This is a genomic window from Geobacillus sp. G4 (assembly GCF_040327975.1).
GTDB classification, from domain to species: Bacteria; Bacillota; Bacilli; order Bacillales; family Anoxybacillaceae; genus Geobacillus; species Geobacillus thermoleovorans.
Window position 1 is genome coordinate 189,802 of the sequence record NZ_JBEPJY010000002.1, and the last position, 26,506, is coordinate 216,307.

Sequence of the window (26,506 nt, forward strand, 5' to 3'; positions counted from 1 at the left end):
AAGCAACACGAACAGAACGTACATTCTCTTGATTAGAAGGTCGGCATCCTTTCCGTTCTCCCTAAAAAAGAACGCCGCTTCCTAGATCTTGGGAAGCAGCGATGGCCCGCCTTCTCAACTAATTTTTTGTTGTTCCAGTCCGTCCGCTTCACTCACCGGTTGCCGAAACGGCCACCAGTTCGCGCGGCCGAACGTGCGGACCATGACCGGGACGAAAAGCGGCAGGACGACGAGGGCGTAAAGCAGGAGCCCTGTCAGCACAATCGTCGCAATTTGCAAAAGCGACAAGACGCCGGACGGATACATCGCGGCGAACGTTCCGCCTAAAATGACGGCGGCCGAGATGATGACCGTCCCCATATGGCCCATCGCCGACAGCATCGCTTCCTTCACCGGCCGGCCGCGGTATTCGTTGAACCGATCCATCAGGAAGATGCTGTAGTCGATGCCGAGCGCCAAAAGCAGCACAAAGGCGAAGAACGACACCGCCCAGTTCAAGCCGGCATAGCCAAGGCCGTTGACGAAAATGAGCTCGGTGACGGCCATCGACGTGTAATACGTCAACACGAGCGACAAGATCAAATAAAGCGGCATGATCAGCGAACGGAGCAGCACCGCCAACACGATGGCGATGCCAATGAGCATAAGCACCGCGGTATGCCGATAGTCGGCGTTCGAAATCGCCTGCAAATCGGCGTACGTGCTGGTGACGCCGCCGACAGCGATCGTCGCGTCTTCCCACTTCGTTCCTTTCACTGCCCGTTCGGCCGCGGCGCGAATGTCATCGATGCGGCCGAGCGCCGATGTTGAATACGGATTTTCTTTTAAAACGACGTCGAACGTCACGATGTGGCGGTCTTTCGACATATACGCGTCTTTCGCCTGCGCAAAGTCTTTGCTTTCGCGCGCCTCTTTCGGCATGTGCCAGCCGGCCATTTCTTTCTCCGGGGCCGATGACAAATCGGCTAAATACGTTTCCGCCGTTCCGAGGCCGTCCGCCACTTTTTGAAGGCCGGACGCGCTTTGGTCCAAGCCATTTACAAGCTGGCCGAGCTGGCCGCCAAGCGCGGAGAAATGCTCAAGCAATTGGCGCTGGCCGCCGTTCACTTGCTCAAGCCCTCGGGAGAATTGCGGCAATTTGTCAACCGCCTGTTTCTGGCCGTCGGCCGCTTTCGTCAATCCGGCTTCGAGCTCACTAAGCCCGGCAATGACTTGATCCAAGCCGCCGTTGACCGCCGCTTGACCAGCCGCGAGTTGGGCGAACGATTCGTTCGCTTTCGCCAAACCGGCGCGCGCCTGCTCAAGCGCCCCGTTCAATTGCGTGAGTCCGTCCGCCATTTGTTTCGTCTGGCCGGACAAGGCGGCGACCGTCATTTTCGCTTGTTGGTATTGTCCATCTTGACGGAGTTCCGGATGCGACTGTTCGACTTGCCCGAGCATCGTCTGCACGGCGGCAAGCTGAGCGGCGACAGCTTTTAATCCCGCTTCGATTTGCCGGTACTGGCCGCTTAGCGCCGACAGTCCTTGTTCCGCCTGCTTGTAGCCGTCAAGCAGCTGCGTGGCGCCTTCCTGCAGCTTTTTCGCATTGTCGCGAAGCGTCACTAAGCCGTTTTTCAACTCACCGGCGCCCATTGCTCCCCGGCGCACCCCTTGTTCAATTTGACTGAGACCGGTTTGCAGCTGGCGCAGGCCGTCTTCAAGCCGCTCCGTTCCGGAGACGAGCTGGCCGACGCCGGATGACGCCTGCTTCAGCTGCGGAGCGGACGAGGACAACTTTTGGCTTGCCGCCTCAAGGCCGGAGCCGATTTTCTCAATGCCCTCTTTGCCGGCGCCAAGGCCGCTTTTCAGCTGTTTCGCCTGTTCGGTGACATACAGCTCCTGAATCGGCTCTCCCGTCGGACGCGTCGCCGAGCGGACGCTCGCCACGCCATCAACTTTTTCGATCTCACGGCTCATTTTCTCAATCAACGCCAGCCCTTCTTCCGAATCAAGCGGCTCTTTGCTTTTCAATACCACCTGCGTCGGCATGGCATCTCCCGGATTGAAATGATCGGCAATGATGTCAAACGCTTTGACGGAACGATAATGATCGCCGATCTCTTCCATGGAATCAAACGACAGTTTGCCATCATACGTCGCCAACACCGGCACGGTCACGACGGCGACAATCGCCAGCGCCAAAAGCGGACGGGCGAACGCAAATCGGCCAGCCGCGAGCCAAAGCCGGCTTTGCCCATGCTCGAGCTTCCCCCGCACCGGCCAAAACAGCTTCTCGCCAAGCACGGCCATGAAAAACGGCACAAGCGTCACGAGCGCCAAAAGCAGCACCGCTACCCCAACGGCGACGGCCGCCGCCGATTGGTACAGCTTAAACGTCGACAAACCGATCGCCGCAAAGCCGATCATGACGGCAATGCCGCTTGCGGCCACCGTTTTCCCAGCCGTCCGGTACGTGGCGACGATCGCTTCCACCCGATCGCCGCGTTTCGCCAGTTCTTCTTTAAACCGGCTCAGCAACAAAATGCAATAGTCGGTCCCAATGCCAAACAACACCGCGACTAAAAACGTTTGCGTGAACGTCGACAGCGGGAAATTCACTTTATCTACTAAAAACGCAACGACCGACTGCGAGACGACATACGTCGCCCCGACCGCGAGCAGCGGAATGAGCGGCGCCACCGGCGAGCGGAACACGGCGAGCAACACAATTAAAATAAAGACGACCGTGATCCCTTCCGTTTTCTTCACGCCTTCCTGCGAGCTCGTCACGACATCTTCATCGATCATCCAGCCGCCGGTGAAATAATGCTCGACCTTGACGCCATCGACCGCTTTATACAGGGCGTCGGTCAATTGCTTCGCCGTCCGCCCGGCCGGGTCGATGCTGACGGAAATGAGCATCGTCGTTCCATCTTTGGAGATGAGTTCTTTTTCCAGCTCCCGGTTGGCAAACGGCGAGACGATGTTCGTGACATGAAGTTCCTCTTTTTTCTTTTCGAGCGCGTTTACCGCCCGTTCAATCTCTTTTTTATCGTCCGCCGTCAGCCCGCCTTTTTGGTAAAAGACAAGCACCGCGGATCGTTCATTTTGTTTGTTTTCCTGGCCGTTTGCCTCTTTGATCAATTTTGCCGCCAATGACGACGAGTAGCCGTCCGGCACGCTCAGCTGCCCTTTTTCCCTGACAAGCTCGCCCATGTTCGGCGCGGTCATCACAAGCACCGCCGCCATGATGATCCACGCCGCAAGCACAAACCATCTTCCTTTGATCATCGCCCTCATTTCGCTTCTTCCACCTCCTGCAGCACGCGGGCCAACCGTTCATACGTACGGATGAACGTTTCGATCTCCTCCTCTGGAAAGCGGGCGATCACTTCTTCGACGAGCCGATAGACGCTGCGGTCCATTTCCTCTACCCATGCTTCCCCCTGCTCCGTCAGCGATAAGACGATGACGCGCCGGTCGTTCTCGTCACGGTCGCGGCGCAGCCAGCCTTTGTCGACGAGGCGATTTGTCATCGCCGTCACCGCGCTTTTGTTCACGCCAAACATCGCAGCGAGCTCCGTTGACGTGCACGCCCCCCGCCTGCGGATGTAGCGAAGCAAATAATATTGATCGTGCGTCATCTCTTCGCAAAGACTGCCTTTGACAAGCGCCGCTCCGCGTTTCATCACGAGAAACGACACGGACAAATAGCGGTCAATCCACTCATCGATGTTTCGTCCCGGCATTGATTCACCTCCGTTTGTTTCATGATTGCACAATCAACCAGATGCTCTCTTGCACGGCGGCATTTGTCCATTTAGTTCAACTGTTGAACTATTAGTAACGATACCAAGGAAAAAAGAAAAAGTCAACGAGGAATGTTGGCAAAAGAGAACCCATTCTGTCGCCCCATTCGAATAATAAGGAAATGTTTTCAAAACGATTACATGGCATTCACGAACACTTAACATCCAGCTTGTACGATAAAGATGACAAAATCATCTGAAAAGGGAGAGGAGAACGATGTTCCAATCGAAACGCCGCACGGCTTTGCTCATCGCCGGGCTGAGCGCCGGACTGGCGCTGCATCAAGCTGGACAAGATGCATGGGCCGCCCCAGCGAAACAATCGAAGCCGTCTGAGGTGAAAAATGTCGTCCTTTTTGTCGGCGACGGCATGGGCACAGCGCATCGCAACACCATTCGCCTTGCCACAAAAGGGATCGCTGGAGAATTGGAGATGGACGATATGCCATACAGCGGGCTTGTCCATACGAACTCCGCCGACTCGAAGTCATTCATCACCGACTCCGCTGCGGCGGCGACCGCGATCGCCTCAGGCGTGAAAACGTACAACGGCGCCATCTCTGTTGATCTGCAAGGAAAACCAGTGGAAACGATTTTGGAACAAGCAAAAAAAGCCGGCAAGGCAACAGGGCTTGTCACGACCGCCCAAGTGACGGACGCCACGCCGGCTGCGTTTGCCGCCCACACCGCCAATCGCTCTGCCCAAAGCGACATCGCCAAGCAATACATCGAACAAACGAAAGTGGATGTCATTTTGGGCGGCGGGGAAGATTACTGGTATCCTGCTGGAAATCCTGGCTATTACCCCGACCATCCAGCCGAAGATCCGGAAGAAGCAAGCAAAGGCACGCAAGGAAACTTGGTTGAACGCGCCAAGCAGCTCGGCTACACGTACGTCCGCACCGCCGATGAGCTGAAACAAGCGTCCGGCCGCAAGCTGCTTGGACTGTTTGCCAACGAAGAAATGTTCCAGCAGCGCCCCGAAGGAGAAGGAGATGTGTACAATCCCGTTGTGCCGCTGCCCGATATGACAAAAAAAGCGCTTGACGTGCTGTCGCAAAATAAAAAGGGCTTTTTCCTCGTTGTCGAAGAAGAAGCCATTGATGAAATGAGCCATGAAAACAACGGATCGCTCATGATCAAAGCGGGCCAGCAGCTTGACGAAGCGGTCGCCGTAGCGAAACAGTACGCCAAGCGCCATCGGGATACGCTCGTCCTCGTGCTCGCTGACCATGAATGCGGCGGCTTGACGATCGAAACGCCGGGCGGCACGGATGAGTCGGGAGACGGCAAAACGATCTCCGGCGAAGACGGTCCGTTTCCAATTGCCCGCTCTACGCAAACGTTCGCCCTCGACTGGACGACAACAGGCCACACCGCCGCCGATGTGCCGCTGACTGCCATGGGCCCGGGAGCGGAGCGATTCACCGGCATTTATGAAAATACGCGCATTCATGACATTCTCGAACAATTATTGTTTGGAAAAAGCAGAAGATAACGCCATCCGTGTTTCGAACGTTGTCCTTCATCGATCTCCGTTTCCCCGCGAACGAATCGTTTGCGGGGAAGATTTTTCTATCCATTCATCCATACTGATTGCCTAGAAGGGCGGTGAAAAAACAATCATTCCTGCAAATCGGTCATTTTTGATCAAAGAGAAAAACAGATTTTACAAGGCTTATCAAATTGAAAAACACTGTTGTTGATTCACATTTTTCATTCAATCACCAGCCCTCTAAAAGCAAGCCAAGAACGTTCTTTTTCACAATCAACTAATTAAGAAACAATGCTTGTTTTTCGGCGCTGCGGTCACCGCCCCACGTGATAGCCAAGCCACGCGAGCCAAACGCCACACAAATACGTAGCCGCCAAATAAACGACAACCTTCGCCCATTGGCGTTGCTGCATCATTTGCACGCTTTCCCATTTTAAGGTCGAAAACGTGGTGAACGCGCCCATAAAGCCCGTGCCAACAAGCAGTTTTGCGGCATCGGCGGCGCCGCTTCCAGCGAGCCAGCCGAGCAAGAAGGACCCAAGCAAGTTGACAATGAGCGTCCCGAGCGGAAAACGCGGCGAACGCCGAGCCGCCCAGCGGCTGACGAGATAGCGGGCCATGGCGCCGAAAAAACCGCCGGTCGCCACAAACAGCGGTGCGTACATTATCCAATCCCTTCCTTCCGTTCCGGTTGAGCGGCGGCATATCCAGCCCATGAGGCGAGCAACCCGCCAAACAGGCTGGCAGCGATATAAACGGCCGCCATGCCAAAGCGCCCTTGTTCCATCAATTCCACACATTCAACACTAAGCGTCGAAAACGTCGTATACGAGCCGACGAACCCGGTCGTTACGGCTGTTTTCAGCCATGGCGGCCACGCGGGGCGGCGGGTGAACATCACGGTGAACCAGCTGAGCAAAAACGAGCCTGTCCAGTTGATGAAAAGCGTCCCGAGCGGAAAGCCGCCGACGGCGGCGGCGGGAACAACCAAACCGAGGCCATAGCGGACAAGCGCGCCGATCATGCCGGCGATGCCGACAGCGAGATAGACCAATAAGGACCCCTCCTTCCAAAAATGAACAGACTCCTGCCGCTTCAATTTGCAGCAGGAGTCATCAGCCGGAAGCCGGCGGTTATGGCGAACTCCATCGCCTATTCGATTGGCATCGCCTTTATTTTACCATATATCCCCTCCCAATGGGAAGCAGATTCAACGGCTTGGTCGGAACCCGTGTTGTTCGAATATTTGGAGCGCTTGTTCGCTCGTCAAATAATCATACAACTCCCGCGCCTCCTTGAGATGTTTGCTCGTCTTGACAACACCAAGCGGATAGACGATCGGGTCGTGCATGCCGCTTGGCACGGAGGCGGCGATCTTGACTTTGTCCGACACGAGCGCGTCCGTCCGGTACACAAACCCGGCGTCGACGTTTCCGGTTTCCACGTACGTCAGCACTTGACGAACGTCTTTCGCGTAAACAAGCTTCGCTTTCACCTGCTCCCACAACCCCGCCTTCTCCAACGTTTGTTTGGCGTACATGCCGGCCGGCACCGACTCGGGGATGCCGATCGCCACTCGTTTGGCGCGGGTGATGTCATCGAGCGACTGAATCGCCTCTTCTCCTTGTTTCGGAACGATGAGCACCAGCTCGTTGGCGAGCACGGTTTTTTCGTGTTTGGAATCGATCAGCCCTTCCTTTTTCAGTTCCTCAAATGGCTCGGCAGCCGCGGAGAAAAAGAGATCGACCGGCGCCCCTTCGGAAATTTGTTTTTGCAAGGCGCCCGACGCGCCAAAATTATATTGGATGCGGATGTTCGGGTGCTTTCGTTCAAACGCCGTTTTCGCTTCTTCCAGCGCTTCTTGCAGACTGGCCGCGGCGGAGATGGTGAGCTCCACTTTGTCCGCCGATTTCGTTTGCCCAGCCCCCTCTTTCGAACCGCTGTCGCAGCCATACAAGCCGAACAACAAGACCACCGCGACAAGCCATGCCATTTTTCGCATCTACATCCCCCTTATCTCCATTTAGATTTTTATATGTAATGATATCTAATTATAAATAATGATAAATAGTTATGAAAGAAAAAATTTTTTCACCTCCCTTTCTTTGCGCTACAATGGAAGAAAGGAGGATTGCATGATGCCGGAGCCGCAGTCATACACGATTGAAGAAATCGCTTCCTTATTAAAGGTGTCAAAACTAACGGTGTATGATTTAGTGAAAAAAGGGAAGCTGCCCGCCTTTCGCGTCGGGCGGCAAATGCGGATCACCGCGGATGATCTCAAGCGGTACATCGCCGGGCAAAAAGGGGAGGCAAGCACCGTTTCCCCCGCCGTTTCACGGCCGACCGAAACCGCTTTTCGCCCCATCATCATCAGCGGTCAAGATATGGCGCTCGATTTGCTTGGCGCCCATCTCGAGAAAGGCGGCCCTTATCAATCGCTTCGCACCTATACGAGCAGCCTCAACGGATTGATCGCTCTATACAAAGGGCAATGTGACATCGTCAGCGTGCATTTGTTTGACGGGCAAACGGGTGAGTACAACCGTCCCTATGTTGAAAAGCTGTTGACAGGCCATACGTACATCATGGTGAACTTGATGCGCAGGCCGATCGGGTTTTACGTGCAAAAAGGCAATCCGCGCGGCATCCAAACGTGGAGCGACTTGGGAAGGAGCGACGTCGTGATCGTCAACCGGGAAAAAGGAGCGGGGGCGCGTGTGCTCTTGGATGAACAGCTGCGCCTGCATGGGCTGTCACCGTCCGCTATTCGCGGCTATGAGCGTGAGGAGACAAGCCATTTGAGCGTCGCCTCCGCGGTGGCGGCGGGTCTCGCTGATGTCGGCATCGGCACGGAAAAAGTGGCGCGAATGGCCGGCGTCGAGTTCATTCCGCTGATGAAAGAGCAGTATGATGTCGTCATGCTGCGGACGCGGGAGAACGAACCGCTCATCGCCGCCGTCTTGAACGTGCTTCGCTCCGATTCGTTCCGCACCGAACTCGAAGCGCTCGGCGGATACGATGTGTCGCAAACCGGGCAAATCATCGCCGAACGCGGCTGACAGGGCAGCACAACCGCATCTGTATCGACGCAACGAAAACGTTTACCATCTCCTTAATGGAAAAGCCGCTTGTCCATTTTTTCGACTGCCAAGGCTTGCCTCCATCACGTCTTGGCAGTCGATCCAATGCTTAGGAAAAGCGACGAATCTTAAAGCTTCAAATGGCATCTATATGCATGTTTTGGACATCAGGCGATGATTCAGCGGAACCTTCCAAATCCTATTTCCTTGCTCCGATTCTATGCCATCCATCCAAAAAAAGCTGTTCCAAAAGCGAGTCGCTTTTTGGAACAGCTTTTCGTTTTACCCGCGCAGCACCGCGCCAAATTGTTTCTCGACCGCGGCGAGCACCCGCTCGTGGACGGCGGCGACTTCTTCATCCGTGAGCGTCCGCTCCGGATCGTAGTAGCGGAGCGAGAAGGCGAGCGATTTTTTCCCGTCCGGCAGGCGGTCGCCTTTGTAGACGTCAAAGAGGGAGACGTCTTTGACAAGCGGTTTCCCGGCTTCTTCGATCGCTTGCTTGAGGGCGCCAGCTTCGACGTTTTCGTCGACGACCAAGGCAATGTCGCGCACGACGGACGGGAATCGCGGAATCGGCTCGTAGCGGATCGCTTCACTTTCGGCGTTCAACAGCTCGGCCAAGGCGAGCTCGAAGACGTACGTTTCTTTTAAATCGTACTCTTTTTGCACGGCCGGATGGAGCTGGCCGACAAAGCCGATGACCCGGCCGTCAAGCACAATGTCCGCCGTCCGTCCGGGATGCAAATCGGCGCGTTTCGCCGGGCGGTACGCGATGCGCTTGGACAGCCCAAGCAAGTCGAACAACCCGTCAAGAACGCCTTTGGCGACGTAAAAATCAGCCGCTTTTTTCTCGCCTTGCCACAAATGGGCGTGCCATAAGCCGGTGAGAACGCCGGCAAGCCGCTCGTTTTCCGCCGGTTGGACGTGTTCTCCTTTGGACAAGTAGACAGAGCCGATTTCGTACAAGGCGACGTTCTCGACTTGGCGGGCGCGGTTGTAGCTCGCCGCTTCGAGCAGATGCGGAATCAAGCTTTGTCGAAGAACGCTCCGCTCTTCGCTCATCGGCAGCGCCAAGCGGATCGGTTCGGCCGTCTCAAGCGCAAAGCGCGTCGCTTTGTCCGGGCTCGTCAACGAATACGTGATCGCTTGGAACAAGCCGGCTCCTTCCAAATAGCGGCGGACGCGGCGGCGCTTCGCCTGGTACGGCGTGAGTCCGCCCGGTTTCGCCTCGGCCACCGGCAGCGTCGCCGGCAGGCGGTCGTAGCCGTACAAACGGGCGACTTCTTCAATGATATCTTCTTCAATTGCAATGTCGCGCCGACGCGACGGGACGTGGATCGTGAACGTTCCGTTGTCTTCCGTAAACGGAAATTGCAAGTTCGAAAGAATCGCGGCCACTTCCTCTTTCGACATTGCCGTGCCGAGGACGCCGTTGATGCGTTCGAGCGTGACCGTCACCACCACTGAGTCTTGGCGCCACACGCTCGCTTCGACGATGCCGCCGACGACCTCGCCGCCGGCGTATTCCGACATCAACGCCGCGGCGCGCTCGAGCGCTTCTTTCGTCCGCGCTGGATCGATCCCTTTTTCAAATCGGGTGCTCGCCTCGCTGCGCAGCCCGTGGTCTTTCACCGCTTGGCGGATGACCGGGCTTGTAAAGTACGCCGCTTCAATGAACACGGTCGTCGTGTCGTCGCGCACTTCCGAATTCGCCCCGCCCATCACGCCGGCTAAGGCGACCGGCTCGCGGCCGTTGGTGATGACGAGATGTTCTTCCGTCAGCTTCCGCTCGACATCATCAAGGGTGATGATCGTTTCGCCCGCTTTTGCACGGCGGACGACAATCTCCTTCGAACCGAGGCGGTCGTAGTCAAACGCATGAAGCGGCTGGCCGTACTCAAGCAAAATGTAGTTCGTAATGTCGACGACGTTGTTGTGCGGGCGAATGCCGGCCGCCATCAAACGCGCTTGCATCCAAAGAGGCGACGGGCCGATCCGGACGTTTTTCACAATCCGCCCGGCGTACAGCGGATTGTCTTCCGGCGCCTCAACGCGCACGGAAATGTATTCATGGACATGTTCGCTGTTTTCCTTGACCGCCGCTTCCGGCAGTTTTACATCGCGGCCGAGAATGGCGGCGACTTCATAGGCGACGCCGATCATGCTTAAACAATCGGCGCGGTTGGGCGTCAAGGACAGTTCAAGCACTTCGTCATGCAAGCCGAGCCACTCGATGGCATCGGCGCCGATCGGCGCGTCGCTTGGAAAGACGAAAATGCCGTCCGCGTATTCTTTCGGCACGACTTTCGTTTCGACGCCGAGCTCTTGGAGCGAACAAATCATACCGTTCGATTCTTCCCCGCGCAGCTTCGCCCGTTTGATTTTGAAATTGCCCGGCAGCACCGCCCCGACTTTGGCGACGGCGACTTTTTGCCCTTTGGCGACGTTCGGGGCGCCGCAAATGATTTGCACGGGTTCGTCCTCTCCCAAGTCGACAAGGCATTTCCGCAGTTTATCCGCGTTCGGGTGCGGCTCGCACTCGAGCACATGACCGATGACGACTCCTTTCATTCCCCGGTCAAGCGCTTCGACCCGCTCGACTTCAATGCCGCTTTTCGTAATCCGCTCCGCGAGCTCTTTGGCGGTGATGCCCGTCAAATCGACGTATTCCCCTAGCCAACGGTAAGAAACGAGCATTCCCAACTCCTCCTTTTTCTGTTACACACGCAAAAATTGCCGCAAGAAACGTAGATCGTTTTGATAGAAATGGCGGATGTCATCAATGCCATACTTCAGCATCGCGATCCGCTCCGGCCCCATGCCGAACGCAAAGCCGGTGTACGTTTTCGAATCAAAACCGGCCATCTCAAGCACGTTCGGATGCACCATGCCGGCTCCTAAAATTTCGATCCAACCGGTGCCTTTGCAGACGCCACAGCCCCGCCCTTCGCAGCGGAAGCAGGACACATCGACTTCGACCGATGGTTCCGTGAACGGGAAAAAGCTCGGCCGGAAGCGAATGTCGCGCCCTTCCCCGAACAGCTTGCGGGCAAATTCGCGCAGCGTCCCTTTCAAATCGCTCATCCGGATGTTCCGGTCAACAACCAATCCTTCAATTTGCGTAAACTGGTGCGAATGCGTCGCATCATCGGTGTCGCGGCGATACACTTTGCCCGGGCAAATGATTTTCACTGGGCCGCGCCCGCGGTGCTTTTCCATCGTCCGCGCCTGCATCGGCGACGTATGGGTGCGAAGCAAAATCTCTTCCGTGATGTAAAACGAATCTTGCATATCGCGGGCCGGATGTCCTTTCGGCAAGTTGAGCGCCTCAAAGTTGTAATAGTCGGTCTCCACTTCCGGCCCTTCGGCGACCGTATAGCCCATGCCGATAAACAAGTCTTCAATTTCTTCAATGACACGCGTCAGCGGATGCGGGTTGCCAAGACTCACAGGCCGGCCCGGCAGCGTCACATCAATCGCCTCGGCAGCCAGCTTCCGCTCCACTTCCTCCTGTTCCAGTTTCGCTTGTTTCGCTTCCAGCGCCTGTTGGATTGCCTCTCTTACTTCATTGGCAAGCGCGCCGATTTTCGGGCGCTCTTCCGGCGGCAATGCCCCCATGCCGCGCAGCACTTCGGTGATCGGCCCTTTTTTGCCTAAATAGGCGACGCGCACGTCGTTCAGCGCTTTTAAGTCGCGGGCTTGGCCGATTTGTTCGAGCGCCTGGCGTTTCAGCTCGTACAGCCGTTCTTTCACATCAATTCCTCCTCATTTCAGTTGAACGCCCTCCCACTTACGCTCACGCGTAGAAGCGGGGGGCTTCTCGGTTTAAGATGATAAAAAAAACCCGCCCCGGTAAGGGACGAGTTGTTGCTCGCGGTACCACCCTTGTTAACAGCATAAGCGTGCTGTTCACTTCATTGCGATAACGGCCGAAAGCCGGAACACCTTTACATCCCTCGTCGGGATGGTCCCGGTGTCAACTCAGGAGGTGAACTTCACTTGCGCCGGCCATAAAAACGCTCCCAGTCTATGGCGTTTTCTCCCTGGATGGCGAACAGCAAGCTACTTTTCTCCGTCATCGTTGTTGTCCGTATGGGAAATTGTCGCTATTCATTATACGCAAATGAGTGGGCAAAGGCAAGGTCAGGCCGAAATTTCTTTGCGCAGCTCATCGATTTCCGCTTCCTGTTCAATCGAGCGGATGGCAAGGCGCTCCATAATTTTTTCCTGCCGCACTTGCCCTTCCTTGAGCGCGGCGACATCTTTTTTGACCCCCAACATGTCCTTTTTCATGGCATCCATGTCTTTTTTCATGGCATCCATGTCTTTTTTCATGGCGTCCATGTCTTTTTTCATGGCGTCCACATCACTTTGAAGGCGATCGACTTTGTCTTCGAGTTGTTTCACGCTTCCTTGCAGCTTGACGATATCCATGCGCATTTGTTCGATGTAGGCCCCTTGAACATCAAGACGCTCGAGCACAGCGTTCAATAACGCCCGCAGTTCGCCATCCATCTGTCTCCGCTCCCTTGTCCTATTGATTTTCGATTCTATTTTACCGCACCGCCTGCAAGGAATAAAGCAAAATTCCGGCCGCAACGGCGACGTTCAGCGACTCGGCGCGGCCGTAAATCGGGATGTACACGTTCTCTGTCGTTAGGCGCAGCAGGTCGGGTCGGACGCCGCTTCCTTCATTGCCGACGAGCAAGGCGAACGAAGACGATTGTGGAACGGTGCGGTAATCGACGGCGTTCTCCAAGGCGGTGCCGTACACCGGAATGCCCTGCTCCTTGAAACGCGCGATCCATTGTGCCAGATCGCCTTTGACAACCGGAAGGTGAAACAGCGACCCTTGCGTCGCCCGCACCACTTTCGGATTGTACAAGTCGGCGCATCCCTCACCGAGGATGACGGCATCGATCCCAGCGGCATCGGCGGTGCGGATCATCGTCCCAAGATTGCCCGGATCTTGCACGGCGTCAATAAACAAGGCGGTCTTCACGCCTTCAAGCTCGGTCGACAGCTGCCGGCACACCGCGGCGATGCCTTGCGGCGTCTCCGTGCTGCTGATCGCCCTCATCACCGCTTCGGTCACGATCGTAACCGGGACACCTGTGACGTTCCAGCCGGGCGGGACGGCCGTCCGCTCATCAACGATCAGCTCGACAAGGGGCGCGTTGCTTTTTATGGCCTCTTCGACAAGATGAAACCCTTCAAGCAAAAACAATCCGGTCTCATCGCGCCCTTTTTTTGTCAGCAGCTTTTTCCATTGTTTGACGCGCGCATTTTTCGGCGATTCGATCCGCTTCACCGCTTCGTCCCCCAATGTTTGGCGATAAATTCGTCACGCCCCGAGGCGGCTCGATCTTGCTTGTAATGTTCCGGATTTTTCTTATGATAGTTTTGATGGTACTCTTCCGCCGGATAAAACGTGGTGGCCGGCAAAATTTTCGTCACGATCGGCTTGGAGAAGCGCCCGCTTTCCTCGAGCGCCCGCTTTGACTGCTCGGCGAGCTGGCGCTGTTTTTCGTTATGGTAAAAAATCGCCGTCCGGTATTGCGGCCCGCGGTCGTGAAACTGGCCGCCGTCATCGGTCGGGTCGATTTGGCACCAATACAGCTCCAAGAGCCGCTCATACGGAAAGACGTCCGGGTCGAAGGTGATTTGCACCGCTTCGTAGTGGCCGGTCGTGCCGGTTTTCACTTGCTCGTATGTTGGATTTTCCACATGTCCCCCTGTATAGCCGGAGACGATGCCGTAAATGCCATCGAGCTCCTCAAACGGCGTCACCATGCACCAAAAGCAGCCGCCGGCGAATGTCGCTTTCTCCATTGTGTCGTCACCTCATGCATCAAGTTTCTTCCTTTGATTATAGCAAAATGTGTGCCGTTGTCATCTTTCACGACCAAAGTCAAGTTCCTTCACAAAGCCAAGCGCGTTCCGTTCCGCACGCCGGCCGCTCATGTCGCCGAGTCAAGCCGTTGTTTCATTTCGTCAAGCAAGCGGTCAAACAGCGGGATATAGTGGGTGCGAATGCGTTCATACATGTCCATGGCAGTTTCTTCATCATACGTATGGGACGTCCGGTTGCGGTCTTCGAGCATGCGAAGCCATGTCTCTCCGTCTTGAATCAACCCTTCCCGAAACTCCTCGCGAATCGTTTTCCTCGGACTCGTCACTTCAGCGTATCCCTGATGCTCCAAATAAAGTTTCATCCATTTCCATGCTAGTTCGTACGTGAATTCAAAGCGTTGAATGGTCGCATCAACAACAAGGTCATCCGTTTGGGCGTCTCTTGCGGCACTTTGCCGGAGTTTGGAGAGCGCCCGTTCGAAATCGTAAAATCGATCCATCAGCCGGCTCATGGTGACCATCACCTTCCCGTGCTCGTTCGTTTGAAAAATCGTCTTTCCTTCTTGGTCAATATTCATTTTTAGCTGTTCGTTGTGAATTTGATTGTAATCAACAACATCGATCGGATAAATGATCGGAAGTTCATCCAAGTCCGATTGCAGGAGGTACAGCGGGCCTCACGGTTTTCGAAATTTGATCGCCAAATCGATATCCGATCCTTCCTTGTAATCGCCTCGTGCTCTTGAGCCGAACAAAATGACTTTTTCAATGACATCAGCATAACGGGAAAATAGATGGAGCAGTTGGCGAAATACCGTTCGTTCCAATCCATAGAGCGGTTTCTCGTCCATCGTCGCCATCACTCATTTCGGTCTAGTTTTTCCTCTATTATACCATATACGAGAGCCGCTCCATGTATAAATCCGCCGCCATTGGCAAACGATAACGGTGTACAATACGGCCAACGAGGTGAGACAAATGGATTTGAACTTGCGGGAAGCCATTATGCACAACGTAGCCAACAACTCGAAAGAGCAGCTGGAACATACGATCGAAGATGCGATCCAACGAGGCGAGGAAAAATATTTGCCCGGCCTCGGTGTCCTCTTTGAAGCCATTTGGACGCATGCCAATGAGCAGCAAAAAGACATGATGCTCACAACACTCGAGCAGGCGGTTAAACAATGACGAACACCGGCCGAATCGGCCGGTGTTTTTATTCGTCAAACGTCAGTTGTTTCACTTTGTCGGCGTCAAGCCGTTTGATCACCTCAACAAGCAGCTTGACCGTGTTTTCGTAGTCGTCGCGGTGCAAAATGGCGGCGTGCGAGTGGATGTAGCGCGTCGGGATGGCAATCGTGAGCGACGGAACGCCGATGCCGGTTAAGTGAATCGCTCCCGCGTCCGTACCGCCGCCTGGCATGGCATCAAAATGGTACGGAATGTTGAGCTCTTCCGCCACTTCGATGACAAATTCGCGCAAGCCGCGGTGCGACACCATCGTTGCGTCGTACAAGACGATGTGCGGGCCGGCGCCGAGTTTGCCCATCGCTTCTTTTTCCGACACCCCCGGCGTGTCGCCGGCAATGCCGACGTCAACAGCAAACGCGATATCTGGCTGAATGAATTGGGCGGCCGTGCGCGCGCCGCGCAAGCCGACTTCTTCCTGCACCGTGCCGACGCCGTATACCGTGTTTGGATGGTCGACGCCTTTCAGCTGCTTGAGCACATCGATGGCGACCGCACAGCCGATCCGGTTGTCCCATGCTTTCGCGAGCAGCATTTTTTCATTGTTCAATACCGTAAATTCAAAATACGGCACGATCATATCGCCCGGGCGGACGCCCCACTCCATCGCTTCCTCGCGGCTTGTCGCGCCGATGTCGATGAACATATCTTTGATTTCCACCGGTTTTTTGCGCGCCTCCGGCGGCAGAATGTGCGGCGGCTTCGAACCGATGACGCCGGTGATGTCGCCTTTTTTCGTCACGATCGTCACGCGCTGGGCGAGCATCACTTGGCTCCACCATCCGCCAAGCGTTTGGAAGCGGATGAATCCTTTGTCGTCGATTTGCGTCACCATAAAGCCGACTTCATCCAAATGGCCGGCGATCATCACTTTCGGCCCGCCCGATTTCCCTTCTTTTTTGGCAATCAAGCTGCCGAGGCCATCCGTTGTCACTTCATCCGCATACGGAGCTATGTATGTCTTCATCACATCGCGCGCTTCCCGCTCATTGCCCGGGACGCCTTTCGCATCGGTCAGCGCTTTCAGCATCGTCAACGTTTCGTCCAACTTCGCCATCTTGGCACCCCTTTCCGGTTTTGTCCACTTTTTTATTATACTTGAAAAGGCTGACGATTGGCAAAATGAATCATTCGCCACCCGAAAAAAAGATCAATAGCGCTCGTTTTGCCGCTTGTGGTTCACTTCATTTTTCCGCCGATACGCCGCCTCGATGTCGTCGGAAGAAAAACCGAGCGCCACGCCAAGCCGCCAATACTCCGCAAACAGCGCATCATATTCCCCTCGCGCTCTCGTCTCCCCGAACCGCTCGGCGGCGCGAAACACGGCAAGAAACTGCTCGACAAGCGGCCGTCCCGCCGACGGAGCTTCGTTTTCTTCATAAAACAAGCCGCACTCCAGCCCGAGCGACAATAAAAAATGCAAGCCGTCAACATATTCCTCAAGCACTCGCTCGGCTGGCGCGGGCGGTTTGATGCTCCAAAATTTAAAGCAACGCGTCTCATTCGCGAGTTCACCCAGCTCCACAAGAAAGGCGAGCTGCTTGCGGGCAAACAAATCTTCCTCCATCAAGCCATGCTCCGTTTCAATGCGCCGATCCAACATGCGCTGCATATCGTAAAGCAAAGGCCAATTCATTCTCTCCTCCCCTTTCTACCTCATCCATCGCCAATAGAGAAACAGCTCCACCGCTGCCAACAGCGGCAAACCATAGCGAAACGTCCGATGGCGCGTTTTATGGCGAAACGTGTACATGCCCGCCATTGCCCCCAGAGCTCCACCCAACCACGCCAGCAGCCAAAGCGTCCGCTCGGCGGTGCGAAAGCGGCGGCGCTTCGCCTTGTATTTGTCGACCCCCATCACGAAAAAAGCGAGAAGGTTGATCGCTATCCCGTATTGTACCATATCGATCCCTTTCCTTGATAAGAAAATGGCCACCCTGATCAAGGATGGCCATCGTTGTTATTTATTCAAATTCGCTTTCGCCAAGTCGGCGAGTTGGGCGAACGCGGCTTGGTCGTTCACCGCCAAGTCGGCGAGCATTTTCCGGTTCACTTCCACGCCGGCCAGCTTCAAGCCGTGCATCAAACGGCTGTAGGACAAGCCATTTTGGCGAGCCGCTGCGTTGATGCGGACAATCCACAGTTTGCGGAAGTCGCGCTTCCGTTGACGGCGGTCGCGATACGCATACATGAGCGATTTCATCACTTGTTGGTTCGCGACTCTATATAATGCGTGTTTCGCGCCGAAATAGCCTTTTGCGAGTTTTAACACTTTTTTGCGACGTCTGCGCGTCACTGGTCCACCTTTTACGCGTGGCATAATCGTTCCCTCCTATAGTCGGTCGTTATTTCAAGTTGTCAAGCATTTGGCGGATGCGTTTGAAATCTCCAGGCGAGACAAGCGTCGCTTTGCGGAGATGACGCTTTTGTTTTTTCGTTTTATTGGCAAACAAGTGGCTCGTATAGGCATGACCGCGTTTTAATTTGCCGCTGGCCGTTTTTTTGAACCGTTTCGCCGAGCCGCGGTGAGTTTTCATTTTTGGCATCGCAGGTTCCTCCTTACTTGTTGTCGTTTTTCGGTGCGAGCACTAAAAACATGTTGCGCCCGTCCATTTTCGGCGCCGTTTCGACAACGGCAATGTCGGCGCACGCTTCCGAGAAGCGGTCAAGGACGCGCTGCCCAATTTCTTTATGGGTGATCGCCCGACCTTTAAAGCGGATCGTCGCCTTCACTTTATCGCCTTTTTCCAAAAACTTGCGCGCATTGCGCAGCTTCGTGTTGAAGTCATGCTCCTCGATCGTCGGGCTGAGGCGCACCTCTTTGACGTTGATCACTTTTTGTTTTTTGCGCGCTTCTTTCTCTTTCTTCTGCTGCTCGAAGCGGAATTTGCCGTAGTCCATGATGCGGCAAACGGGCGGTTTGGCGTTCGGCGCGACAAGCACAAGATCCAAGTTGCGTCTTGCCGCAATCTCAAGCGCCTCCTGCTTCGACTTGATGCCAAGCTGTTCGCCGTTTTGGTCGATCAAGCGCACTTCACGGGCACGAATTTGTTCGTTGATAATAAAATCTTTGCTAATAATGAGCCACCTCCAAGGTTTTTTCCGACTGGCTTGTTTGCCAGCAGAGCCCCACTTCCAGCCCAAAAAAAAGCGCAGATGCACAAAGCACCCGCGCAGTACGTCCTTACACTCGCATTGACGAACCGTAACAACCTGCCAACAGCCGTCTTGGCGTCGGTCAGGTGAGAAGCGGGGTGCTTCTGCTTTTGTTACAAACAAGCAATCATTCCACTTTATACACTATACCACCTTGGCGATGGCATGTCAAGGAGCGGATCTTGATAAACACAACGTCCTTTATTATAGCGGATCAACATTCAATTGGCAAGAGAAAATCTTGTTCACGCCGCCATTTCTTTGAAAAACCGCCCATGACATGGGCCATCGCCACCGTTGCTTCCTTGTGGCGCTTGAACGTTTATGTCGCCTGTCAACGGTTTATTGCGCTTTCCCTAATCTTGTCCGTTTTTTCCGCACATCGTCAGCGAGCAAGGCCATAAACTCGTCAAGCCCCATCGTCCGGCTTTCTTTTTCTCCATAGCGGCGGACGTTGACCGCTCGCTCAGACACTTCTTTATCGCCGACAACGAGCATGTACGGGATTTTTTGCATTTGCGCTTCGCGGATTTTATAGCCGATTTTTTCGTCGCGCTCGTCGACTTCGACGCGGAAGCCGCGTTCTTTCAGCGTCCGTTGCACGTCATACGCGTAATCGAGGTGCGCCTCCGGCGACACGGGGATCACTTTGACTTGAACCGGGGCGAGCCATGTCGGAAACGCGCCTTTATACTCCTCGATGAGGAACGCGACAAACCGCTCCATCGTCGAGACGACGCCGCGATGGATGACGACCGGACGATGCGGCTTCCCATCCTCGCCAATGTATGTCAAATCAAAGCGCTCGGGCAACAGGAAGTCAAGCTGCACCGTCGAGAGCGTCTCGTCTTTGCCAAGCGCCGTGCGCACTTGCACATCGAGCTTCGGCCCGTAAAACGCCGCTTCCCCTTCCGCTTCGTAGTAATCGAGGCCGAGCTCGTCCATGGCTTCCCGCAGCATGCGTTGCGCTTTTTCCCACATTTCATCGTCATCATAATATTTTTCTTTGTCATGCGGATCGCGGTAAGACAAGCGGAACGAGTATTCCTCAATGCCGAAATCCTTATAGACTTCCAAAATCAAGTTGACGACGCGCTTGAACTCGTCTTTGATTTGGTCCGGGCGCACGAAAATGTGGGCGTCGTTGAGCGTCATGCCGCGGACGCGCTGCAGGCCGGTAAGCGCTCCAGACATTTCATAGCGGTGCATCGTGCCGAGCTCGGCGATGCGGATCGGCAGCTCGCGGTAGCTGTGCAGCTTGCTTTTGTAAATCATCATATGGTGCGGGCAGTTCATCGGACGAAGCACAAGTTCTTCGTTGTCCATCTCCATCGGCGGGAACATGTTTTCTTTGTAGTGGTCCCAATGGCCCGATGTCTTGTACAGCTCGACGCTGCCGAGCACCGGTGTGTAGACATGATCGTATCCGAGCGCCACTTCTTTGTCGACGATGTACCGTTCGATAATGCGGCGGATCGTCGCTCCTTTCGGCAGCCATAGCGGCAAGCCTTGTCCGACTTGTTGCGATGTCGTAAACAGCTCAAGCTCTTTGCCGAGCTTCCGGTGGTCGCGCTCTTTCGCTTCTTCAAGCAGGCGCAAATAACGATCCAAGTCTTCCTTTTTGAAAAAGGCCGTGCCGTAGATGCGCTGCAGCATTTTGTTGTTGCTGTCGCCGCGCCAGTAGGCCCCCGAGATGCTGAGCAGCTTGAACTCTTTGATTTTTCCAGTCGACGGCACGTGCACACCGCGGCAAAGGTCGAAAAACTCGCCTTGCTCATAAATCGAAATCGGCTCGCCTTCCGGAATATCGGCGATCAACTCGAGCTTCAACTCATCGCCGATTTCTTCATACAGCCGGATGGCTTCTTCGCGGCTCACTTCTTTGCGGACGATGTCCAAATTTTCTTTGACAATCTTGCGCATTTCCGCTTCGATTTTCGGGAGGTCGTCTGGCGTCAGCTTATGCTCCATGTCGATATCATAGTAAAAGCCGTTTTCAATGACCGGACCGACGCCGAGCTTGACGTTGCCATACATCCGCTTGATCGCCTGCGCCATTAAGTGGGCGGTGCTATGGCGCAAAATGTCAAGCGCCTCCGGCATGTCTTGGGTAATGATGACAAGCTCGCCATCTTCGTGAAGCGGCGTGCGCAAATCAACGAACCGGCCGTTCAGTTTGCCGGCGATCGCTTTTTTCTTCAGCCCCGGGCTGATCGAGGCAGCGATGTCTTCCGTCGTCGTCCCCTTCGGAAACTCCTTTTCCGCCCCATCTGGGAACGTGATGCGAATGACGTCTGGCATCGGCAATCACTCCTTTGTCATGATGATGAAAATGGAAAAATAAAAAAACTCCTCCCTCCTAAAGGGACGAGTTTTCATCGTGGTTCCACCCTTCTTCCCATGGCAGCGCCTCGCCATGCCATGGCTCAACAAGAATAACGGTCGTCCACCGGCGGCAACTACTGGGCGTTGCGTTCGCTGCCGCAGCTCTGAGGGGGTAAGCGCATTTTTCGTGTTAGGAAGGTTCCAGCCGCTGCCTTCCCTCTCTGGAAACCGTAAAAATGCACCCATGTCCTCGTCATCGCTTGTATTCATCCATATTCATGACGACATTATAGCGAAAACAGCAGGAAAAATCAAGCTTCTCCCCCATTTCCAGCGTTGGCGGCAAACAAGCGGGAAAAATCGGCGCGGCGGCAGACGATCAGCCGTTCTTGAAACACGTTTTGCAGTGTCTGCACCATGCCGTCATCCGGATGATCGGTGTACAGCTCAATTTCCGCCGGAGCGAGCGAGACAAGCGGAGCGAGCACCGATGCATCAATATACATCGGCTGGCTGAAGACGAGATGGCGGTCGATCAACTGTCTCACTTCCGCCGCCGACAGCTCCCGCCGCTCGCTGTCGTAAAATACGAAGTGCGGCGGATCGTGCACCAAATACAGGCGCGGCCATTGCGGCGTCCGGCCAGCCAGGCAGTCGCGCAGCATTTGCACAAAATTTTGATACTCCTGCTCCAGCTTGTATTCATCAATCGCCAGCTCGACATAATGTTGGAGGCGCTCCATATACGGCTTTAACCGGAACGTAACGAACGAAGAAAACGAAAATGACAAGCCGTCGCGCAAAAAGGAGGCAAAAGCGTCGCGCAACATCACGGTGCGCGAGGCGGCAAACGCCGCGCTTTTCCGGTAATCGCGCCGCTCGCCGTCCAAAAACGAATGAGCGAGGGCCAAAATTTGCTGCTGTTCTTCGACGTCGCGGAAATAAAAAACATTGGCAATGATGGATAGCAGCAGCCGGTCTTCCATCACCTCCTGCATAAACGCCGTCATCGCTGGGATGATATGCTCCTCAAGCACACGCTTCTCCTCGCCCTGTATGTAAACCGCCACGGTTTTGTTCCCGTCATAAGCGGCATGAAACAGCGGACCGTCATCCGGTTGCCGGTGATCTAGCAGCCCAACCAATTTTTTCGCCTCGCTTGCCTCGTCAAAATGGATTTCGATCACCCGCTGTCCCCCCTTTAGCCCGAAAGGAATGCTTGGTTTATATATATGGGGACAACGGGCTGTTTAGACTAAAAAACCACAAAGCTTAGCGGCGTTCATTGTTCGAGGAGAGGGTGCCCCAAAAGGATCGGGACACCCTTTCTTATTACCGTATACAGGCATAAAACAATTAAATAAGAAACAATATGTTGTGTTTTGTTTAAGGGAAATTACCCTTTTGGGTCAGCCCCAGTCGGCAAACGAACCGCTTGCCGACTACGGCAGAAAAGCTAGAAACAGAACCTGCTCAACTAGTTTTTATGGGTTAATCAACATGCCTGTGCAAACGGCAACGTTTCAAATCGCCTTTATATATTTTGCTCACGGCGGTTCGGTCCAGTGATTTCAATCGGATAGGCCAAATAGCGGATTCGCTCCATAATGCGCGCCGCCTTCACCTTCTCTTCTTCGCCGCGCTGCGAATACGTCAAATGATGGGCGAGCTGCTGCATATCAAAGTTCGACGTGAAAAACGTCGGCAAGTTTTCAAACATCCGGTATTGCAAGATCGGGCCAAATACATCATCGCGCACCCAGCTTGACATCGCCTCCGCCCCAAGGTCATCGAGCATCAGCACCGGCACTTTTTTGATATAATCAAGCTTTTCGTTCATCGTCTGGTCTTGAAGCGAATGTTTCATCTCACGAAACAGCTCGGGCACGTAGACGATCAGCGACGAAACGTTTCGCTTCGCCAGCTCGTTGGCGATCGCGGCGAGCAAATACGTTTTGCCCACCCCAAACGATCCGTGCAAATACAAGCCTTTCATTTTTTTCCCTGGCTCGTATTCCGCCACAAACCGCTCGGCAAATCGGATCGCTTTGATCCGCCCATCGTCATTGAGATCGACGTCAGAGAGCGAAGCACGCAAGATTTCGCGCGGCATGAACATGCTTTGAATGAGCGACTCTTGCCGTTTTCGCTCGTCATGCTGCACTTTTTTGGGGCAGCGGTCGTACTCAACGTCGATCCTTCCACCGTTGACCACCAAATTTGGATGGTACCCCGGCAGCATGTTGTTGCATCGCTCAAGGCCCGGACATTGGCGGCAATTCCCGTGCTGCTCGATGAACTCATACAGCTTCATCAAGCTGCGGTCAACCGCATCGGCCGACAATTGCCGTTCGTGCGCCCGCAAAAACGGCTGCACGTCCGGATGCTCCAAAATGTAGCGTTTCATTTGTTCGTAGCGTTGTTTAAACCGTTGATTGCCAAGCAACCGCTGCAACAGGTGGTTTACTCGTTCCATGGCTTTTCCCTCTATGATTCATCACGGTATTTTTTCAGCCGTTCCTCAAGCTCTTTGCGCGCCTGTTCGACGTCAAAATCATCATCATCCGGCTGGCTGTAATCCATGTTCAGCCAGTCCGGGACGATTTCCGTGCGCACGACTTTGCGCACCGTCCGCGTCCCTTTTTCCTTTTCGTTCGCCCAGTTTTGGTATGTTTTCGCCTCTTCTTTCGCCAGTTCCATTGCTTCCTTCACGGTTTTCACCTTTTTGCGCGCCCAATGGCTGGCGATTTTTTCTACGTATTTTTTCGACAGCTTCATATTCGTCCGGAGCATGACATAATAAATGAGCACGTTGACAACTCCGGGGAGCAGCTGCTGCTGGAACATAATGTCTTCGATCAACTGCAAATCAGCAAGCGACGGCTCAGCGCCGCCTGAAATCTCTTTCAGCAGCTGGCGCGGGGAAATTGTTTCCAGCTGTTTCATTAGTTGCTCCTCTTTTGTGCGCGGTTCGATGTTTTCCATCGTCCGGTAGGCGAGCGGCTGCACTCGTTCGACGAGGCGCGGCTCGACACCGCCATGTTCGAGCTCATACCATTCGCGCGCCGCCCGGCGCAACGCGTCAATATCGATATGATAGGCCGGATCGATGACGCCAAGGACCAGTTTTTGCATCTCAAGCGGCGGAATGCCGTATAAAAACGCCAGCTTTTTAATCGCTTCCTTCACTTTCGCTGTCACAGCCCGGCGCGGCACAAGCTGCTTGGACAGGCCGGCAAAAAACAGCTCAAAGTCGAATACATCATCATCGAGCACATACGACGCCTCATCCCGCCTGATGTGATCCTTCCCTTCAAGCAGCTCGGGCCCGGCTTCTTCGCTAAGGCCGGCGACGATTTGTTCAGCGGGCACGGCCGAAAACACGTCGGAAAACGACCGCGTCACCTGGGTGAATTTCGTTTCATCAATGGACGGACGGGCAAAAAAGTTGCTCAGCTGGATAAACAAGTGGCGGCCGACTTGCCGGTGCAAAAAAACGCTCAACATCTCGTCGCGGAAAAACTGGTCTGGCGCCAGCGGCGGACGCAGCTCATAAAGAAACAGCTTCGGTTCATCCGCCTCTGGAGCGTGGACGTATGTGTCGAGCAGCCCGATTCCTTCGAGTTTCAACCGTTCGCTGTAAATGTCCGGCAGTCCGCACTGCATGAGCGCCATAAGCCGATGATGGGTCGCTTCCTGGCCGTCAAGCAGCTCAAGCTCCCCCCAAAGCGTCATATAAAGCGCCAACGCCCGGCAGCCGATGAGCGGCTGGTAAAGCAGCGTCAGCACTTTACGGTCCACCTCTTGCAACACCCCACGGCTTTGCACGGTATAACGGTCGACAGCAATCAGCTCTTTCCAATGGTGCTGCATCGCTCCGACCTTCCATTCCGCCGTATTCGTTTCAAACCGGCTCTCCCCTTTCCTGCCGAAAAGACGTTGAAAAAAGGGCTTGCCGCCTAACGCCAAAGCCCTTTTTACCGTTGCCCTTTTTTGATCAGCTCTTTCAGTTCTTCAATGAACACATTAATATCTTTAAACTGCCGATAGACGGAAGCGAAGCGGACATAGGCGACCTCATCGATGTGTGACAGGCGCTCCATCACCATTTCGCCGATCGTTTCGCTTTTCACTTCCGAGACGCCTTGATTGCGCAGTTCGCGCTCAATTTCCTGCGTCACTTTTTCAAGCTCCTCGAGCGCCACCGGCCGCTTCTCGCACGCTTTGATCAAGCCGCGCAAAATTTTCTCCCGGCTGAATTCTTCGCGCGTTCCCTCTTTTTTCACAACAATCAGCGGCGGCTCCTCGATCCGCTCAAACGTCGTAAACCGATAATGGCACTGTTCGCACTCCCGCCGGCGGCGGATCGAACGACCCTCTTCAACCGGGCGCGAGTCAAGCACGCGCGTGCCTTGATGATGGCATGAAGGACATCGCATAACATCCACTCCGTTGATCTTCTTATTTTCTATCATACCGGAATGGACGAAAGCAGACAAGATATAGTTAGCTGTTCAGTCCGGAACCGATATAGGGCAGGCGGGCGTCGAGCTTCCGATACAAATCGAGAATGACCGCCCGGCTATGCCCAAAATCAAACGGCAATAGCTTCGTCTCCGTCGTCGCGGAAAAGTCGACCGCCGTTTCAAACGGCCGCACGGAAATGACGGTAGCGACGATGAACAACTTTTTGCCGCGCTTTGTTTGCGCACAAATTTCGCCGCGCTCTTCGGAAACAGAAACGAGCTCGGCGCCGGGCAGCGACGAGAGCAGCTCCTTGACCGCATCGATGACGGCGCGGTTCGTCGCTTTGTAATAATGGCTTCTTAGCTCTTCATCTTCATGATTTTCCCGCGTTTCACAATGGTTTGTGAAGGCGTATTTGAGTGTTTTCCACATGCTCATTGCCACGTCTCCCTAGTCATTCTTTTTCTTCCATCATACCATGATTTTCGCCGCTGTTGTACCGCCGAGGGCGCAAAAAAAGGAGCGTTTCGCTTACGCTCCTTTCGGTTTATCATTATCCAATTACAGCGCCTGCGCCTTTTTCACTTCGATCGGGCGCATGCCGCGCGGAAGTTCAATCGTTTCCCGCGTTTGCGCGCCCAGCATTTCGGCAATGTAATCGGCGGCAATCGTCGGGTCTAAATGGCCGCATGTATACACATCAATGCTCGCATAGCCGTGTTCGGGAAACGTGTGAATCGTCAAATGCGATTCCGAAATAATGACGACCCCGCTTACGCCTTGCGGAGCGAATTTATGGAACGCCACTTCGCGAATCTCCGCTCCCGACTTTAACGCGGCGTCAACGAACGTTTTTTCAATAAAATCAATATCATTCAGTTTGTCAAAGTCGCATCCCCAAAGTTCCGAGATAACGTGACGACCCATCGTGTCCATGAAAAGAATCCCCCTTTAACCAATTTTCTCAAACAAATAAAAAAACAGAAGGTGAGTTGCAAAATGGCATGTATAACTACCACGGGGGAAAGTTAGTCCTAAGAGGTCCTAACCCTTTAAGTAGTCACATTACCCTTGCCGTTAAGAAGTTCACG

Annotated in this window: 26 protein-coding genes, 1 pseudogene, 1 riboswitch and 3 other annotated features; of the genes and pseudogenes, 3 read left to right on the forward strand and 24 right to left on the reverse strand. The window is 54.4% G+C overall.

The window, feature by feature from the left end:
* Nucleotides 1–114 precede the first annotated feature (114 nt).
* Both ABS784_RS03200 and ABS784_RS03205 read right to left on the reverse strand, forming a co-directional pair.
* The gene (locus tag ABS784_RS03200) at nucleotides 115–3,279 is read right to left on the reverse strand and encodes an MMPL family transporter (RefSeq protein WP_352511434.1); all 3,165 of its coding nucleotides are present in this window, start codon (nucleotides 3,277–3,279) and stop codon (nucleotides 115–117) included.
* The gene (locus ABS784_RS03205) at nucleotides 3,276–3,728 is read right to left on the reverse strand and encodes a MarR family winged helix-turn-helix transcriptional regulator (RefSeq protein WP_011232174.1); all 453 of its coding nucleotides are present in this window, start codon (nucleotides 3,726–3,728) and stop codon (nucleotides 3,276–3,278) included. The genes ABS784_RS03200 and ABS784_RS03205 overlap by 4 nt, the downstream gene beginning before the upstream one ends.
* 277 nt (nucleotides 3,729–4,005) lie before the next feature.
* Here ABS784_RS03205 and ABS784_RS03210 point away from each other — a divergent pair, with 277 nt between their 5' ends.
* Nucleotides 4,006–5,286 (forward strand): alkaline phosphatase, encoded by a 1,281-nt coding sequence (locus tag ABS784_RS03210; RefSeq protein WP_352511437.1) that lies wholly within the window; start codon nucleotides 4,006–4,008, stop codon nucleotides 5,284–5,286.
* Between the two features lie 311 nt (nucleotides 5,287–5,597).
* On the opposite strand, the gene crcB (ABS784_RS03215) is transcribed toward ABS784_RS03210, so the two are convergent.
* The 3 genes from crcB (ABS784_RS03215) to modA form a co-directional block, all read right to left on the reverse strand.
* Entirely contained in the window at nucleotides 5,598–5,948 is a 351-nt protein-coding gene (crcB, locus tag ABS784_RS03215; protein ID WP_042379905.1) for a fluoride efflux transporter CrcB, read from the reverse strand.
* Nucleotides 5,948–6,337 carry a fluoride efflux transporter CrcB gene (gene crcB / locus ABS784_RS03220; protein ID WP_011232177.1) on the reverse strand — a complete coding sequence of 130 codons (390 nt, stop codon included), beginning with the start codon at nucleotides 6,335–6,337 and terminating at the stop codon, nucleotides 5,948–5,950. The genes crcB (ABS784_RS03215) and crcB (ABS784_RS03220) overlap by 1 nt, the downstream gene beginning before the upstream one ends.
* Nucleotides 6,338–6,382: 45 nt before the next feature.
* Nucleotides 6,383–6,445, reverse strand: a riboswitch (Fluoride riboswitch).
* A gap of 48 nt (nucleotides 6,446–6,493) precedes the next feature.
* On the reverse strand, nucleotides 6,494–7,285 hold the full coding sequence (gene modA / locus ABS784_RS03225) for a molybdate ABC transporter substrate-binding protein (protein WP_033025967.1): 792 nt from the start codon (nucleotides 7,283–7,285) through the stop codon (nucleotides 6,494–6,496).
* A 136-nt stretch (nucleotides 7,286–7,421) separates the two neighbouring features.
* Between modA and ABS784_RS03230 the strand changes: the two genes are divergently transcribed.
* The gene (locus ABS784_RS03230) at nucleotides 7,422–8,345 is read left to right on the forward strand and encodes a helix-turn-helix transcriptional regulator (protein ID WP_011232179.1); all 924 of its coding nucleotides are present in this window, start codon (nucleotides 7,422–7,424) and stop codon (nucleotides 8,343–8,345) included.
* A gap of 303 nt (nucleotides 8,346–8,648) precedes the next feature.
* Here the strand turns inward: ABS784_RS03230 and pheT are convergent, their stop codons facing one another.
* The 6 genes and pseudogenes from pheT to ABS784_RS03260 all read right to left on the reverse strand — a co-directional run bounded on the left by pheT (nucleotide 8,649) and on the right by ABS784_RS03260 (nucleotide 15,070).
* Nucleotides 8,649–11,063: a phenylalanine--tRNA ligase subunit beta gene (gene pheT, locus ABS784_RS03235; RefSeq protein ID WP_021322144.1), complete on the reverse strand. Its 2,415-nt coding sequence runs from the start codon at nucleotides 11,061–11,063 to the stop codon at nucleotides 8,649–8,651.
* Nucleotides 11,064–11,084: 21 nt separating this feature from the next.
* Nucleotides 11,085–12,119 (reverse strand): phenylalanine--tRNA ligase subunit alpha, encoded by a 1,035-nt coding sequence (pheS, locus tag ABS784_RS03240; RefSeq protein WP_011232181.1) that lies wholly within the window; start codon nucleotides 12,117–12,119, stop codon nucleotides 11,085–11,087.
* A 99-nt stretch (nucleotides 12,120–12,218) separates the two neighbouring features.
* Nucleotides 12,219–12,454: a binding site (T-box leader), on the reverse strand.
* A 55-nt stretch (nucleotides 12,455–12,509) separates the two neighbouring features.
* Nucleotides 12,510–12,881 (reverse strand): hypothetical protein, encoded by a 372-nt coding sequence (locus ABS784_RS03245; RefSeq protein ID WP_011232182.1) that lies wholly within the window; start codon nucleotides 12,879–12,881, stop codon nucleotides 12,510–12,512.
* 40 nt (nucleotides 12,882–12,921) lie between these two features.
* Entirely contained in the window at nucleotides 12,922–13,677 is a 756-nt protein-coding gene (locus ABS784_RS03250) for a TrmH family RNA methyltransferase (RefSeq protein WP_352511441.1), read from the reverse strand.
* Nucleotides 13,674–14,198, reverse strand: coding sequence for a peptide-methionine (S)-S-oxide reductase MsrA (msrA, locus tag ABS784_RS03255; RefSeq protein ID WP_013144533.1), 525 nt, complete (start codon nucleotides 14,196–14,198; stop codon nucleotides 13,674–13,676). Before msrA ends, ABS784_RS03250 begins: the two co-directional genes overlap by 4 nt.
* A 128-nt stretch (nucleotides 14,199–14,326) precedes the next feature.
* Nucleotides 14,327–15,070, reverse strand: a pseudogene (locus ABS784_RS03260) (HI0074 family nucleotidyltransferase substrate-binding subunit).
* A 127-nt stretch (nucleotides 15,071–15,197) separates the two neighbouring features.
* On the opposite strand from ABS784_RS03260, the gene sspI reads away from it, so the two are divergent.
* Complete coding sequence (gene sspI / locus ABS784_RS03265; protein ID WP_013524294.1) at nucleotides 15,198–15,407, forward strand: small acid-soluble spore protein SspI; 210 nt, start codon at nucleotides 15,198–15,200, stop codon at nucleotides 15,405–15,407.
* Nucleotides 15,408–15,435: 28 nt separating this feature from the next.
* Here the strand turns inward: sspI and ABS784_RS03270 are convergent, their stop codons facing one another.
* The 13 genes from ABS784_RS03270 to speD all read right to left on the reverse strand — a co-directional run bounded on the left by ABS784_RS03270 (nucleotide 15,436) and on the right by speD (nucleotide 26,351).
* Nucleotides 15,436–16,524, reverse strand: coding sequence for a M42 family metallopeptidase (locus ABS784_RS03270; protein WP_011232187.1), 1,089 nt, complete (start codon nucleotides 16,522–16,524; stop codon nucleotides 15,436–15,438).
* Between the two features lie 93 nt (nucleotides 16,525–16,617).
* Complete coding sequence (locus ABS784_RS03275) at nucleotides 16,618–17,103, reverse strand: dUTP diphosphatase (RefSeq protein ID WP_011232188.1); 486 nt, start codon at nucleotides 17,101–17,103, stop codon at nucleotides 16,618–16,620.
* A 15-nt stretch (nucleotides 17,104–17,118) separates the two neighbouring features.
* Nucleotides 17,119–17,370, reverse strand: a complete 252-nt coding sequence (locus tag ABS784_RS03280; RefSeq protein WP_047758142.1) for a DUF1294 domain-containing protein — start codon at nucleotides 17,368–17,370, stop codon at nucleotides 17,119–17,121.
* A gap of 57 nt (nucleotides 17,371–17,427) precedes the next feature.
* Nucleotides 17,428–17,787 (reverse strand): 50S ribosomal protein L20, encoded by a 360-nt coding sequence (gene rplT / locus ABS784_RS03285; RefSeq protein ID WP_011232190.1) that lies wholly within the window; start codon nucleotides 17,785–17,787, stop codon nucleotides 17,428–17,430.
* A 25-nt stretch (nucleotides 17,788–17,812) separates the two neighbouring features.
* Nucleotides 17,813–18,013, reverse strand: coding sequence for a 50S ribosomal protein L35 (gene rpmI / locus ABS784_RS03290; protein ID WP_011232191.1), 201 nt, complete (start codon nucleotides 18,011–18,013; stop codon nucleotides 17,813–17,815).
* Nucleotides 18,014–18,026: 13 nt separating this feature from the next.
* Nucleotides 18,027–18,611 carry a translation initiation factor IF-3 gene (gene infC, locus ABS784_RS03295; RefSeq protein WP_075261478.1) on the reverse strand — a complete coding sequence of 195 codons (585 nt, stop codon included), beginning with the start codon at nucleotides 18,609–18,611 and terminating at the stop codon, nucleotides 18,027–18,029.
* Nucleotides 18,606–18,739, reverse strand: a sequence feature (ribosomal protein L20 leader region). It overlaps the preceding gene by 6 nt.
* A gap of 226 nt (nucleotides 18,740–18,965) precedes the next feature.
* Nucleotides 18,966–20,924, reverse strand: a complete 1,959-nt coding sequence (thrS, locus tag ABS784_RS03300) for a threonine--tRNA ligase (protein ID WP_318538360.1) — start codon at nucleotides 20,922–20,924, stop codon at nucleotides 18,966–18,968.
* Nucleotides 20,925–20,983: 59 nt separating this feature from the next.
* Nucleotides 20,984–21,214: a binding site (T-box leader), on the reverse strand.
* 45 nt (nucleotides 21,215–21,259) lie between these two features.
* The gene (gene ytxC, locus ABS784_RS03305) at nucleotides 21,260–22,135 is read right to left on the reverse strand and encodes a putative sporulation protein YtxC (RefSeq protein WP_131872168.1); all 876 of its coding nucleotides are present in this window, start codon (nucleotides 22,133–22,135) and stop codon (nucleotides 21,260–21,262) included.
* Between the two features lie 347 nt (nucleotides 22,136–22,482).
* Nucleotides 22,483–23,424 (reverse strand): primosomal protein DnaI, encoded by a 942-nt coding sequence (dnaI, locus tag ABS784_RS03310; protein WP_013144524.1) that lies wholly within the window; start codon nucleotides 23,422–23,424, stop codon nucleotides 22,483–22,485.
* An 11-nt stretch (nucleotides 23,425–23,435) separates the two neighbouring features.
* Nucleotides 23,436–24,821: a replication initiation and membrane attachment family protein gene (locus tag ABS784_RS03315; protein ID WP_025039135.1), complete on the reverse strand. Its 1,386-nt coding sequence runs from the start codon at nucleotides 24,819–24,821 to the stop codon at nucleotides 23,436–23,438.
* Between the two features lie 104 nt (nucleotides 24,822–24,925).
* Complete coding sequence (gene nrdR / locus ABS784_RS03320) at nucleotides 24,926–25,387, reverse strand: transcriptional regulator NrdR (protein ID WP_013144522.1); 462 nt, start codon at nucleotides 25,385–25,387, stop codon at nucleotides 24,926–24,928.
* 67 nt (nucleotides 25,388–25,454) lie between these two features.
* Nucleotides 25,455–25,853 (reverse strand): aminotransferase class IV, encoded by a 399-nt coding sequence (locus ABS784_RS03325; RefSeq protein ID WP_014196515.1) that lies wholly within the window; start codon nucleotides 25,851–25,853, stop codon nucleotides 25,455–25,457.
* A 123-nt stretch (nucleotides 25,854–25,976) separates the two neighbouring features.
* On the reverse strand, nucleotides 25,977–26,351 hold the full coding sequence (gene speD / locus ABS784_RS03330) for an adenosylmethionine decarboxylase (protein WP_011232199.1): 375 nt from the start codon (nucleotides 26,349–26,351) through the stop codon (nucleotides 25,977–25,979).
* Between the last annotated feature and the right edge of the window lie 155 nt (nucleotides 26,352–26,506).